General features: G+C 56.7%; 14 protein-coding genes. 7 read left to right on the top strand and 7 right to left on the bottom strand.

The features are described 5' to 3' along the window. The first annotated feature begins 15 nt into the window (after positions 1-15). Complete coding sequence (locus DWA01_RS21990) at positions 16-1,629, top strand: GMC family oxidoreductase (protein ID WP_114287956.1); 1,614 nt, start codon at positions 16-18, stop codon at positions 1,627-1,629. Between the two features lie 9 nt (positions 1,630-1,638). Beyond that, positions 1,639-1,929: a putative quinol monooxygenase gene (locus DWA01_RS21985; RefSeq protein ID WP_114287955.1), complete on the top strand. Its 291-nt coding sequence runs from the start codon at positions 1,639-1,641 to the stop codon at positions 1,927-1,929. Between the two features lie 406 nt (positions 1,930-2,335). Here DWA01_RS21985 and DWA01_RS23025 read toward each other — a convergent pair whose 3' ends face one another. Beyond that, entirely contained in the window at positions 2,336-2,533 is a 198-nt protein-coding gene (locus tag DWA01_RS23025) for a DUF6854 domain-containing protein (RefSeq protein ID WP_136057812.1), read from the bottom strand. Positions 2,534-2,604: 71 nt separating this feature from the next. On the opposite strand from DWA01_RS23025, the gene DWA01_RS21980 reads away from it, so the two are divergent. After that, on the top strand, positions 2,605-2,919 hold the full coding sequence (locus tag DWA01_RS21980; protein WP_114287954.1) for a phage integrase N-terminal SAM-like domain-containing protein: 315 nt from the start codon (positions 2,605-2,607) through the stop codon (positions 2,917-2,919). Positions 2,920-2,991: 72 nt separating this feature from the next. Here DWA01_RS21980 and DWA01_RS21975 read toward each other — a convergent pair whose 3' ends face one another. From DWA01_RS21975 to DWA01_RS21950, 6 genes are all read right to left on the bottom strand, one after another. Next, on the bottom strand, positions 2,992-4,002 hold the full coding sequence (locus tag DWA01_RS21975) for an ABC transporter ATP-binding protein (protein WP_114287953.1): 1,011 nt from the start codon (positions 4,000-4,002) through the stop codon (positions 2,992-2,994). Further along, on the bottom strand, positions 3,999-5,027 hold the full coding sequence (locus DWA01_RS21970; protein ID WP_114287952.1) for a Gfo/Idh/MocA family protein: 1,029 nt from the start codon (positions 5,025-5,027) through the stop codon (positions 3,999-4,001). The genes DWA01_RS21975 and DWA01_RS21970 overlap by 4 nt, the downstream gene beginning before the upstream one ends. Beyond that, positions 5,024-5,863, bottom strand: a complete 840-nt coding sequence (locus DWA01_RS21965; protein WP_114287951.1) for a carbohydrate ABC transporter permease — start codon at positions 5,861-5,863, stop codon at positions 5,024-5,026. The genes DWA01_RS21970 and DWA01_RS21965 overlap by 4 nt, the downstream gene beginning before the upstream one ends. Before the next feature lie 12 nt (positions 5,864-5,875). Further along, positions 5,876-6,799, bottom strand: a complete 924-nt coding sequence (locus DWA01_RS21960; RefSeq protein WP_114287950.1) for a carbohydrate ABC transporter permease — start codon at positions 6,797-6,799, stop codon at positions 5,876-5,878. A gap of 83 nt (positions 6,800-6,882) precedes the next feature. Continuing rightward, positions 6,883-8,139: an ABC transporter substrate-binding protein gene (locus DWA01_RS21955; protein WP_114287949.1), complete on the bottom strand. Its 1,257-nt coding sequence runs from the start codon at positions 8,137-8,139 to the stop codon at positions 6,883-6,885. 23 nt (positions 8,140-8,162) lie between these two features. After that, positions 8,163-9,062 (bottom strand): N-acetylmuramic acid 6-phosphate etherase, encoded by a 900-nt coding sequence (locus DWA01_RS21950; RefSeq protein ID WP_160116098.1) that lies wholly within the window; start codon positions 9,060-9,062, stop codon positions 8,163-8,165. A gap of 193 nt (positions 9,063-9,255) precedes the next feature. On the opposite strand from DWA01_RS21950, the gene DWA01_RS21945 reads away from it, so the two are divergent. The 4 genes from DWA01_RS21945 to nagA are packed head-to-tail and all read left to right on the top strand — an operon-like array spanning position 9,256 to position 13,053. Then, positions 9,256-10,107 carry a glucosamine kinase nucleotide-binding domain-containing protein gene (locus DWA01_RS21945; RefSeq protein ID WP_235008672.1) on the top strand — a complete coding sequence of 284 codons (852 nt, stop codon included), beginning with the start codon at positions 9,256-9,258 and terminating at the stop codon, positions 10,105-10,107. Continuing rightward, entirely contained in the window at positions 10,104-10,862 is a 759-nt protein-coding gene (locus DWA01_RS21940; RefSeq protein WP_114287946.1) for a GntR family transcriptional regulator, read from the top strand. The genes DWA01_RS21945 and DWA01_RS21940 overlap by 4 nt, the downstream gene beginning before the upstream one ends. Before the next feature lie 2 nt (positions 10,863-10,864). Further along, positions 10,865-11,893 (top strand): SIS domain-containing protein, encoded by a 1,029-nt coding sequence (locus DWA01_RS21935; protein ID WP_114287945.1) that lies wholly within the window; start codon positions 10,865-10,867, stop codon positions 11,891-11,893. Further along, positions 11,890-13,053 carry an N-acetylglucosamine-6-phosphate deacetylase gene (gene nagA, locus DWA01_RS21930; protein ID WP_114287944.1) on the top strand — a complete coding sequence of 388 codons (1,164 nt, stop codon included), beginning with the start codon at positions 11,890-11,892 and terminating at the stop codon, positions 13,051-13,053. The genes DWA01_RS21935 and nagA overlap by 4 nt, the downstream gene beginning before the upstream one ends. Positions 13,054-13,158: the final 105 nt, after the last annotated feature.

The raw sequence follows: 13,158 nt of genomic DNA, 5'->3' as shown, positions 1-13,158 counted from the left end.
GAGAAAGACGTTGGCATGACCACAGACACCGCCGTGCTTGAAGGCGACTATGACTACATAATCGTCGGCGCAGGCACGGCGGGCTGCGTTCTGGCCAACCGTCTGTCCGCCAATCCCAAAATCCGGGTTCTGCTGCTGGAGGCGGGCAGGCGTGACAATTACCACTGGGTGCATATTCCGGTCGGCTACCTGTATTGCATGGGCAATCCGCGTACCGACTGGATGATGAAAACCGCCGCCGAGCCGGGGCTGAACGGGCGGTCGTTGCCTTACCCGCGCGGCAAGGTGCTGGGCGGCTGTTCTTCGATCAACGGCATGATCTATATGCGCGGGCAGGCCGCGGATTACGATGGCTGGCGGCAGATGGGCAATCAGGGTTGGGGCTGGGACGACATCCTGCCCTATTTCATCAAGTCTGAGGATCACTACAAAGGTGCGACCCCATTGCACGGCGCAGGTGGGGAGTGGAAAGTCACCAAACAACGCCTGAAGTGGGGCATTCTGGAATCTTTTCAGAAGGCAGCGTCTGAATTTGGCATCCACCCGACCGATGACTTCAATGGTGGCACCAATGAGGGGTCGGGGTTTTTTGAGGTCAATCAACGTAAGGGGGCCCGCTGGAACACCACAAAGGCCTTTTTGCGCCCGGCAAAGAACCGGCCCAACTTGCGGGTGATCACCGAGGCGCACACCGATCGGATCGTGCTGCAGGACGGCCGCGCCGAAGGCGTTGAGTTCCGCAAATCCGGTCAGCGCATGCGGGCCAGTGCCAGGCGCGAGATCCTGCTGGCAGCAGGGGCAATCAATTCGCCAAAATTGCTGGAGAGGTCCGGTATCGGGCGGCCTGATGTCCTGTCAGAGCTCGGCCTTCAAGTTGTGCACGAAAGCCAGGGCGTGGGCGAGAACCTGCAGGATCATCTGCAAATCCGAACCGTTTTTAAAATATCCAACGCCAAAACCCTGAACCAGAAGGCCAACAGCCTGTTGGGCAAGGCGGCGATGGCGTTGCAATACGGCTTGCGCCAAAGTGGTCCTTTGTCGATGGCGCCAAGTCAGTTCGGCATGTTCACCAAAAGTGACCCGTCGCTGGAAACGCCCGATCTGGAATATCACGTGCAACCCTTAAGCACTGACAAGCTGGGCGACCCGTTGCACCCCTATCCGGCGATCACCGTGTCGGTGTGCAATCTGCGCCCCGAAAGCGTTGGCAGTTGCCATATTGTGTCTCGCGACGGTGACGCGCAGCCAGAGATCAAGCTAAATTACCTGAGTGCCGAGCGCGACAAGCTTGTGGCGGTTAAATCGGTACAGCAGGCGCGGGAAATCATGGGGGCTAAGGCCCTGAAACCGCATACGCCGCAGGAAGTTTTGCCGGGTCCGCAGGTCGCCAGCCACGAAGATCTGCTCAAGGCTGTCGGCAATATCGCCACTACCATTTTCCACCCGGTGGGCACCTGTAAAATGGGTCAGGATCCGCAGGCTGTGGTCAACGACAGGCTGCAGGTGCACGGCATCCGGAACCTGCGCGTGGTCGACGCCTCGATCATGCCCAAAATCGTTTCGGGGAATACGGCATCCCCGGTAGTAATGATCGCTGAAAAAGCTGCCGACATGATTTTATCCGGATAGGAATAGCCAATGACCAACCTTGTTCTTGTCGCCCATTTAACGGTACCGGCAGCTCATCGAGACGTGTTTTTGCCGCTGGTTCAGACCCTGGTCGAGAACTCACGCAAAGACGCAGGCTGCGTGCTGTATGATCTGCACGAAACCCTCGAAAATCCGGGTGCGTTCATGATTTACGAAATTTGGGAGACGACGGCGGACTGGCAAGCCCATGACGCGGCGCCGCATCTGGCCAGGTTCAAAGAACAGGTCGCGTCGATGGAGCTTGCTGTCAAACTTGGCAAATACGAAAAGCTCGGCTGAAGCGCCGCTACGGTTCCTCTCGCGGCTGTGCACAAGAATTTCGGATGAACCGGGCCCTGGCGTCAGCCACGAAATGAGCCGCTTTTGGTGGAAGGTGCGTCACTTGAAACGCGTTTCTGATCAAGGTTCTCCACTGCAAATTCGACACATGCATGCAGCGTTTCCAGCCAGGGACCCATCAGACGGCAAAGAGAAGTGTGACCCGGATGAGAACTTGACCCCACTAACCGAAAGAAAAAGAACTTGGCCGATCAGCCCAATCAGAGAAAAGCAGGTGATCGCTACGCTTGAGCGCGAGCTGTGCAGTCTTGCGAACCGCTGTGCCCTCTAAGCAAGTTGGAAAATTGAACGGGTGCGGCAAACCAACATGAATTTCAGCAATTTCCCGCACAGCCAGCTCCAGAAATTACCCGACAAATTTGACGATGTTGCGCCAGTCAAGCTCAATATCACCAACCATAGCTTTGTAGTCTTTGCTTGACCTCAGTGCGTCATAGGTTTTCTCAATGGCGTCCATGGAGGGATAACCAACACCAAGAAGGCGACGAAGAAAACGTCTCAGACCCGGCGCGTATTGGGAAAGATCCGGAGTCTCGTAAACCACAGTGGCACACCCACAATGATCGCGTCATCCACGAGTGGCAGGCCTACGCTGGCCGCTATGACCGTAAAACTATGATTGCGCATCTCGTCAGCATCCGGGACTTCGAACAATTTCTGGAGGGCAAGCCCTTCGAAAAAGTAACGCCAAGAAACGCTGGGGCCTATCGGGACAGGCTGGTCGAGTTTGGCCGCATGCCGAAGAAAGATGGGGGGCTCAGCAATTCGACAATCCGCCACCGCGCCTCGCACCTGAGTGCCTTTTTCAAATGGCTGCGAAACCAGGACGGATTTCGGCGGCTGAGCGGGACAGGTCCATTATCTACTCTTCCGTTTGAAATTGGGAGGCGCTCGGTTGATATGGCCACAACAGTACAATACCTGCGGTGATCAGCCTTCGAGACAATTGTGTCCGGCGCAGCGATGACGCGGCGGACACAATACCTGCGAGAGTGGTGACCATCATGCTGCCAAAGGAAGAATTCTGTTGTCGGACTGATCAAAACGGAACGCCATTTCAGGGTCAAAGCCAAGCTGAATATGTGCGCCGACATCTGTGTCGTTTTGGCCGAATAGGCGCACTGTCAATATTTCGCCCTGATCCGTACTGACGAGCAGGTTGGTATCTCCGCCCAGCCGTTCCACATGCGTGACCTCACCGCTAATCTGTCCATCGGCGCGCAGGGCGAGGTGCTCTGGGCGGATGCCAAGTGTTTGCCCGGCGGCAAGCCCCGGGACAGAGCGTTCGAGGAAATTCATCGACGGCGACCCGAGGAAGCCCGCGACGAAGCGGTTGGCGGGATTATTGTAGAGATCCATCGGGCTTCCGACTTGTTCAACCCGTCCGTCGCGCAAGACAACAATCTTGTCGGCAAGCGTCATAGCCTCAATCTGATCGTGGGTGACGTAGATCATCGAGGCTGACAGGGTTCGGTGTAAGGCGGCGATTTCGACGCGGGTGTTCATCCGCAACGCGGCGTCCAGGTTGGACAGCGGCTCGTCAAAGAGGAAGAGTTTCGGCTCGCGTACAATTGCTCGGCCAATGGCGACGCGCTGGCGCTGGCCACCGGACAGTTCTGCGGGGCGCCGGGGAAGATATTGTTCGAGTTCCAGCATCTTGCTGGCCTTGGATACACGCTCTGCGATCACCGACTTTGGCTGACCTTCCTGCTTCAAACCCAGACTCATGTTATCTTTGACAGACAAATGAGGGTAGAGCGCGTACGACTGGAACACCATCGCGATACCCCGCTTGGCGGGCGGCACCGCGTTGACGACGTCGTCGCCAATCGTGATTGTACCGCTCGACGCATCTTCAAGCCCGGCGATCACCCGCAACAAGGTGGATTTTCCGCAGCCGGACGGTCCGACAAAGACGACAAACTCTCCCTTTTCGACCGTCAGACTAATGTCCTTCAGTACGTGCACCGGGCCGAAGGATTTGTTCACGTTTTCGAGTTTCAGCGCAGTCATGTTGTCTCTCCAAGGTAAATGGTTTTCCCAGTGCGGATGCTTTCATCGGCGGCAAGGCAGATGCGCAGTGATTGCACCGCGTCGGTCAGGTGGCGGGACAAGTCGATATCGTTCTGAATGGCGTCAATGATCCACGCCTGCTCTGTATTGCAAAGCTGCTGATGTCCTGGCTCATCGGGAAGGTCGATCATGCGGTCCTGGTCCCGGCGGTGAACCAGAAGCCCAGCGACCTTAGTGTGACCGTCCACATCGTCAGAGTCGCCTTTGCTGCTGTCAGTGATCGAAACGGCGCCGTTCGGGCTGACCACGTCCTTCACGAAAAACGCGGTTTCCGACATCATTGGTCCCCAGCCAGCTTCGTACCAGCCGATTGAACCGTCATCGAACGCCACCTGAAACTGCCCGTAATTATACATGTCTGTCGATATCTCTGGCGACAGCCGCAAGCCCACGCCATGAACGCGGACCGGCTTTGCATCCGTGATCTGGCACATGACATCAACGTAGTGGACCCCGCAATCGACGATTGGAGAGGTCGTTTTCAGCAGTGCCTTGTGTGTTTCCCAGGCCGGCCCATCGGATTGTTGGTTGAGGTTCATGCGGAAAACATACGGCCCGCCCAGGTTGCGTGCTTCGGTGATCAGGCGCTGCCAGCTTGGGTGGTGGCGCAGGATATACCCAACACCCAGCTTGCGGCCAAATCGTGCCGCAGTCGCGACGACGCGTTCGGCATCCGCAACATTCCCTGCCAGTGGTTTTTCGACGAAAACATCGGCGCCAGCCTCCATCGCAGCGATGGCGAAATCGGCATGGGTGTCGGTATAGGTAGCGATCACAACGAGGTCGGGATTGGTTTCTGACAGCGCCGATTGAAAATCACCAAACCGCGGGTAGCCGTCGAGCTCTTTTGGCAGATCGGTGGCTGATCGATTGACCAGCCCCACGATTTCTGAGTCCGGGTGGGCGTGATGGGCAAGCGCATGACTACGCCCCATATTGCCAAGGCCTGCGATGAGCACCCTCATTTGACCGCTCCCGAAGTAATGCCGCGGATTAGCTGACGCGAGAAGATGACATAAAGGATCATCACCGGCAAGATTGCCATGGAAAGTGCCGACAAAACGGCGTTCCAATCGGTCACGAATTGGCCGATGAACACCTGACTGCCAAGCGTCAGGGTCTTCACCTCTTCTGCCGGGGCGAGGATCAACGGGAACCAGAGGTCGTTCCAGATCGGGATCATATTAAAGACCGCGACCGTCGCCATGGCGGGGCGCACAAGTGGCAGGACGAGGCGGAAGAAGATCTTGTACTCGCTCAAACCGTCGATGCGCCCGGCGTTCTTCAGATCGTCGCTCACGCCTTTCATGAACGTCGACAGGATGAAAACAGCAAGCGGGAGGCCCTGCGCAGTGTAGACAAGGATGAGCGCCGTCAATGTGTTCACCAAACCGCTTGAGACCATCATCTCGAGGATTGCGACGGTTCCGATCCGGATCGGGATCATGATGCCAAGCGCCAGATAGAGCCCCATCAGTGTGTTGCCTTTGAACCGGTATTCGGCAAGCGCATAGGCCGCCATGGCCCCGAATAGAAGGATCAGCGTCAGTGAGACGATGGTAACGATCATCGAGTTCTGGAAGTAGAGGAAAAAGTCCCCCTGCTTCATCACAGTCTCGTATCCGATCATCGAAAAGCTATCTGCATCCGGCAGCGCCAGCGGCTCGCGAAAAATGGCCTTTCTTGTCTTGAAGCTGTTGATCAGGATTACAAAAACCGGGAACAGAGCTATGAGAGTGTAGCCGATCAGCACCGCATGAGCAGCGATTGTCGTTCCGGAGGTACGGCGTGTCATGTTCATCGTTTTGATCCCTCAGAACTGATAGTTGCGTAAACGGCGCTGGATGCCGAAGAGGTAGATGCAGACACCCACCAGAATGACGCCGAACATCGCGGATGCGATAGCGGATCCCATGTGCGGATCGCCAAGCTGAAGCTGGAACCCGAAGAAGGTGCGGTACATGAACGTGCCCAGAATATCGGTCGAGAAGTTCGGCCCCGCCAGCGCCCCTTGTGCGGCATAGATCAGATCGAAGGCGTTAAAATTTGCGACGAATGTCAGGATCGAGATGATCCCGATGGACGGAAGTATGAGCGGCAGCTTGATCTTGAAAAAGGCGGCCATTCCGGTGATGCCGTCACATTCACCCGCTTCAAGAATTTCGTCTGGTATCGAGAGTAGCGCAGCATAAATCAGCATCATCGGAATGCCGACATATTGCCAGACAGAGACAAGGCTAAGTGTGGTCAGCGCGTATTCTTCCTTCCCCAGCCAAGGCTGGTAGAGGAATTTCAGTCCAATGCTATCAAGCATACCCGGCGCGATGCCCCAAATGGGCGACAGGATCAGCTTCCAGGCGAACCCCACGATCACGAAGGACAGGATCGTCGGAATGAAGATTGCCGAACGATAAAACGCGGAAAACCGCAGGTGCGGGGACGACAGGATCGCAGCGAGTGCGACGCCAATCGGGTTTTGCACAATCATATGGATCATAAAAAACCATGCGTTGTTTGCCAGTGCGTTCCAAAACTGATCGGACCAGACGGCGTCGCCGAAAAGAGTGCGGAAATTCTGCAACCCGACCCAGACACGATCCTGATCAACTTCGGAAAAGAGCGACAGACGCAGGGTGTTGAACAGGGGATAGATCATCACCGCCGTGTAGACGAGCACGGCCGGTGCCAGAAATACTGCGATGTGCCACCTGAACTGGGGTTTGGAAGGCGTAGCCATCTCAAATCTCCTTGGCGATAGGACTGAGGGAAACGGTTTCCCCCGGGCGGGAAGGTTGGCCCGGGGGAGGGTGCGGAACGGGCTTATTGCTGTGGCGCGTACCAGCTAGCCAGACCGTTCTGCAGACGCATTGCTGCATCTTCGGGGCTTTCCACACCCTTGATGACGGCGACGCTGGCATTCCATGTGTCGTTTTCAAGGTTCGGTGTGCCGCGCGACAGGATCTGGTAAGTCGACCGGATCGAGCTTTCGCACTTACCGCGCCAAGAGATGAACTCTTGCGCCAGCGGGTCCTGAAGTTCCACTGTCGCATTCGACAATGGGAAGAAACCAGGCAAGGCATTGGCGAAGATATTCGAGAATTCCGACGTTGCCACCCAGTTGAGGAAGATCTTTGCCGCCTCGGGATTCTCGGTTGCCACGTTCATGCCGATGCCAATGTCGGTGTGGTCCGAAATATAGCAGGTGTCGCCCGAATTCGCGACCGGTGGGTTGAAAGCGCCCATTTCAAAATCAGCCTGTGCGTTAAAGCCGGAGATTTCCCAGGACCCGGCCGGATAGATCGCGGCGCGACCAAGCGTAAAGATGTTCTGGCTGTCAGGATAGGTTTGTGCCTCGTAGCCATCGCCGAGGTAGCTTCCCCATTTCGCAAGCTGGCGGAATGGTGCCACCCAACCCTCGTCGGTCAGCGATTGTTCGCCGGCGATAAGTGCGGCGCGCCCTTCCTCGCCTTTCCAGTAGTTCGGTCCAATGTTGTTATAGCCCATTGTTGCGGCTTCCCATTGGTCGCTGGTACCCATCGCCATCGGGATGTAGCCACCGTCCTCTTTGATCGCGTCAAGCGTGGCAAAGAATTCGGCCTCAGTGGTTGGCACTTCCAGACCCAGTTCGGCAAACACATCCTTGTTATAGATGAAACCGTGGATCACCGATGCCATCGGGACGCAGTAGGTCGCGCTACCGTCGTCGGTGGACCATCCGGCTTTGGCGACGCCAGAGAAATTCGCCATGCCGCTGAGGTCGCTGAGATCAGCAAGATGGCCCGCATCATAGAGCGCCAGCGAAGCGTCGAAGGGGCGACAAGAAATTATGTCTCCTGCCGATCCGGCGTCGAGTTTCGAGTTGAGAACCGCGTTATATTCAGCCGGTGCGGACGGCGTGAACTTTAGCTTGATGCCAGGATTTTCGGCTTCAAAGGCGGGAATGATCTTATCTTGCCAGATGACAAGGTCGTCGTTGCGCCAGCTTTCGATGATCAGCGTTGCGTCCTGCGCTGTTGCTGCTGTCGCGCTAAACAAAGTCGTTGCGAGCAACGCGCCTTTCAGGGTCGTGATTTTCATGGTTCTCTCCCTTGGTTTGTAAGTCAGTTGGATCTTGTGGTTTCCGCCTTCTGGCCGGTCAGGCACTCCCGAAGGCACCCCCGTGCGCTTTCAAGTCGGTCGCGGGCGGGTTCGATGTCGAGCCCCGAGGCGATCAGAACTGCAAGCTTCGTGCTGTATCCGGATTGAATCAGAGCAAGCTCTGCGATGTCTTCGGTGACGCCGGTAATCTGTGTAACAATCCGCGACGCGCGTTTGCGAAGTTTGATATTATCCGGGACGACATTGACCATGAGGCCGTCATGCACGTGCCCGAGCAAAATACCCGCTTGCGTCGAAATCATATTGAGCGCCACTTTCTGCGCGGTCCCCGCTCCAAGACGTGTCGAGCCGCCAATGACCTCTGCATCCGTCGCAAGCGCAATTGCGACATCAGCCACCTCAAGAAGACGGGAACCTGCGACATTCGCGATTGCGATGACCGTGTTACCCTGTGCGCTGGCCGTCTCAGCAAAGGCGCAGGCATAGGGTGTTGTTCCGCTTGCACTGACGACGATAGCGGTATCGCCGGGGCTCATCTCGCCTGCCGCTGCGATTGCATCGTGGACATTGTCTTCGGTGTCACCAGGCATGACGCCATCGGTGGGAACGCCGCCAGCCATGCAGATGCGAATCTGGTGTGTGGCGACCCCAAAAGTCCCCGGAAATTCGCAGGCATCGGCAAGCGCCATCAAGCCCGAACTTCCCGCTGCAGCGTAAACCAGTGTCTTGCCTGCGGATAAGGCGGCGGCAAGATGGTCCGCTGCGCAGTCAATTTCCGCTTGTGCCTGAGACACAATGGCTACGGCAGCCAGCTGGGAAGCCAACATCGCCGACAGCGCATCACCGCGCGTCAGCGCGTCGATTGGCTGGCCGATGCTTTCTTGCTGATCTTTTCTTAGCACACTGATTCCCCCCTACAACTCAATCAACAATACCGAAATAATACCTATTGTCGACCAGTTTATTAAACGCGGAGTTTTTGCACCCATATTTGCAAAAACATGCGCACTTTGGCGCTAGTTTGGACTATCTTATCTCAAATAGGTATGATATCGGTATCACATGGGTGAGATTAGAGCATATCAGGTGTGCGCAGTGGACGGTGGCGGAACGGGCTGTCGTGTCGCCATTGCGAATCCGAATGGTGTGGTGCTCGCGCGGGCGTCTGGCGGCCCGGCGAATTATGCCTCCAATGCTGCGCAGGCGGTCGAGAATGTTGTTGGCGCGGTCCGCCTTGCGGCAGAAAAAATGGGTGCGGATATGCATCGATTGGTGGCGCATGTCGGGCTTGCGGGCATCATGAACGATACGGACGCATGCGCGATGGTGGCTCAGTTGCCTTTCGAGCATTGCACCGTCACAGATGATCGGGTGACATCGGTCATTGGCGCTCTTGGCAACAACGATGGAGCGCTTTTGGCGGTTGGTACCGGCACTTTCGTGGCAATGCGCCGCGGGGGCAAGTTCCGTTTCTTCGGTGGCTGGGGGCAGCAAGTCGGCGATCAGGCGTCTGGTGCATGGTTGGGACGAGAGCTTCTGGTGCATGCCTTGCTCGCCGTCGACGGACTTGAGTCCGAAAGTGATCTGACCCGCACGGTTCTGGCGCGCTTCGACGGCACCCCAGCCGATATTGTCGCCTTTGCAAGGCAGGCGCGGCCAGCCGATTATGCAACATTTGCACCGCTCATCGTCGAAGCCGCCAAGGCTGGCGACCTTGTCGCGCACCAATTGATGGACCGTGGCAGTGCATACTTGAACACAGCTCTGGGGGCGGCCGACTTGTCCGGTGACGACATCGTTTGCCTTGTCGGTGGTGTTGGGCCGCACTACGAGCCATACCTTGCCCCGAAGTACCACAGCCTCATCCGTTTGCCCAAAGGCACGGCTCTGGACGGTGCGTTGCAACTTGCGCGCCAGAATCAAGAAGCACTGGAGACCCCAGAATGAACACGGCCGAATTTCTCGAACCCGCAGCATGGTTCCAACCGGGAGCAGGCCCGCGATATGTGCAGCTTCGGCAGCGGCTTAGCGACGGGGTGTCAAAAGGGATTCTTGCGCCAGGCAGCCCGTTGCCCCCCGAGCGCGAAATCGCATCTATTACCGCATTCTCACGGGTCACCGTGCGTAAGGCGATCCAGTCTCTCGCCGACGAGGGCTCGGTCATCCAGAAACCGGGGTCCGGATCCTTTATCGCTTCAAGGCCGGAGCGGATCGAGCAAAAGCTGTCGCGACTGACCTCCTTTTCCGAGGACATGAAGCGGCGCGGTAAAAATTCGACGTCTCGCTGGCTGGAGCGCGGGCTCTTTATGCCGTCCCCCGACGAAATAACGTCCCTTGGACTGGCCGCTGAAGACTCGGTTGCACGACTCGTCCGGCTTCGTCTGGCGGATAACGAGCCGATGGCAATCGAACGCGCCTCGCTGCCGACCGACATCCTTCCAAATCCGCTCGTGGTTGAAACGTCACTTTACGAAATTCTGGAGCGTGGCGGGCATCGCCCTATTCGCGCGATTCAAAAGATTTCGGCCATCAACCTACCCGAACGAGAAGCGGAGATTCTTGCCGTCTCCATGGGGGATGCAGGATTGAGAATCGAACGTACATCTTATCTCGAAAACGGCCGCGTGGCCGAATTCACCCAGTCCCTCTATCGCGGAGACGCGTATAACTTCGTCGCCGAGTTGAGACTTTCAAAGGAATAGTCATGTCTTCCCAAACCCACATGCGTCGAGAAATTCTCGAAATACCTGCGGCTGTCGAAACGCTTCTGACCGATGGTCAGGCTGGAATGAAATCGGCGGCGGCGGCGCTCGCTGAACGCGATCCAGCTTTTATGATCTCGGTCGCACGCGGCTCATCCGACCACGCCGCCACTTATTTCAAATACGCGAGCGAACTGATCGCCGGTGTTCCCGTAGCTTCTGTCGGCCCCTCCATTGCTTCGATCTATGACCAACGCCTGAAGGTGAATGGCAGCGCATGCATTGCGGTTTCGCAATCGGGAAAAAGCCCCGACATTGTCAGGATGGCCGAGATGGCTCAACAGCAGGGCGCGGCGACCTTTGCTTTGACCAACCAACCGGAAAGCGACCTCGCCAGGGTAAGTTCGCACACGCTGAACTTGCATGCAGGTGCCGAACTGAGCGTTGCAGCGACAAAGACCTTTGTGAATTCGATCGTTTCGGCGATCTGGCTTCTGGCCGAATGGCAGAAGGATGAAGAACTTCTGACTGCTATCCGCCAGCTTCCCGCTGCGCTTGAAATGGCAGCTTTGGCGGACTGGAGCGCACTTGGCCAAAAGATCGCATCCCGGCAGTCTCTGTTCTGCCTGGGGCGTGGACCTACTCTTGCCATTTCAAACGAGGCGGCACTCAAATTCAAGGAGACCTGCCAACTTCATGCCGAGTCTTATTCTTCGGCAGAAGTCCTTCATGGGCCCGTTTCGATCGTGGACCGGGGTTTCCCAATTCTCGCACTATGTGCCGCCGATCAGGCAGAACAAGCGCTCGTTGGCGTGGCTGATGAGATTTCGGCAAAGGGTGCAGAGGTCTATGTCACTTCTGACAAGGCGACGCGCGCAATGCGCCTGCCAACGGTCCGCACGTCGCATCCTCTGCTAGATCCGATTGCATTGATCGTTTCGTTTTATGCGATGGTCGAGCAAGTTGCAGTGTCCCGCGGCACCAATCCGGATGAACCACGCCATTTGAAGAAAGTGACGGAAACGATATGAAAAATCGCGCATTTCTGGGCGCCAACATCTTTGACGGCAAGACGCTTCATGTGGGCAAGGTACTTCTTCTGGAAGGCAACGTAGTTCGCGGCATGATCGAACCAGAAAGCGTTCCTGATGGCTTCGAAATTACCGCCTTTGACAGGGGAACGCTTATGCCTGGCTTTGTTGACCTACAGGTTAATGGCGGTGGCGGTGTGATGTTCAACGACGAAACAACGCCGGCAGGGCTCGCCGTGATTGCACAGGCCCACGCGACGAAAGGCACACGCGCATTCTTGCCGACGCTTATCACAGATACGCCAGAAAAAACCCGCGCGGCCGTTGATGCCGTGGAGAAAGCAATCGAAAGCGGCTCGCCTGGAATTCTCGGGATTCACCTTGAAGGGCCCCATCTGTCAATAGCACGCAAAGGGGCGCACGACCCGTCGCTAATCCGCCGCATGCAGGACGAAGATGAAGCCTTCCTTTGCAACGCAGCGCGACGCCTGCCGAACGTTATGATTACGGTTGCGCCAGAGAACGTGTCAAATGAACAGATTTCGCGACTTGCGAAAGCGGGTGTCATCGTCTCGCTGGGTCACACGGATTGTAGCCTGATACAGGCGGAAGCGGCCTTTGTCGCGGGTGCCCGCTGTGTCACCCATTTGTTCAATGCAATGAGCCAGATGGGCAATCGCGAACCCGGATTGGTCGGCGCGACCTTGAACGCTTCAGGCGTTTCCGCTGGCCTGATTGCCGATGATATTCACGTTCATGCAACTTGCATGCGCATCGCGCTGTCATCCAAGCGAGCTTCGGGCAGTATTTTTCTTGTCACCGACGCGATGTCCACGGTTGGTTCCGACATCACGGAATTCCGCCTGAACGGACGGCGAGTTCTGCGGCGCGACGGTCGTCTGACCCTTGAGGACGGTACACTTGCGGGCGCGGACCTGGACTTCCCGACTGCGATTTCGATTCTCATCGAAAAGGTCGGTATCACCCCTTCGGACGCGTTCGCTATGGCAACTTCTGCACCAGCTTCGGTGCTCAGGGACGCTCGTGGCTGTGGTAACCTCAGTATCGGAAAACCATCCAACGTGATCTATATGGACGCCTCATGTCGATACAGCAGTGTGTCTGACGTCAGCGCTTATGGGTCCAGATGCGCCATTTAATATGACGACCGACACTTTTAAGATCTCCCTCATCACAACGTAGCTTCCACGCCGCGGGCGGTCGGTCCCAACCAAATTAATGGGTCCAGAGCCTAGTCGATCACA

The organism is Candidatus Halocynthiibacter alkanivorans (assembly GCF_003333265.1).
Lineage (GTDB): Bacteria > Pseudomonadota > Alphaproteobacteria > Rhodobacterales > Rhodobacteraceae > Halocyntiibacter_A > Halocyntiibacter_A alkanivorans.
The sequence above is the reverse complement of the archived record's forward strand: the minus strand, read 5'-3'. Positions and strand labels throughout refer to the sequence as shown.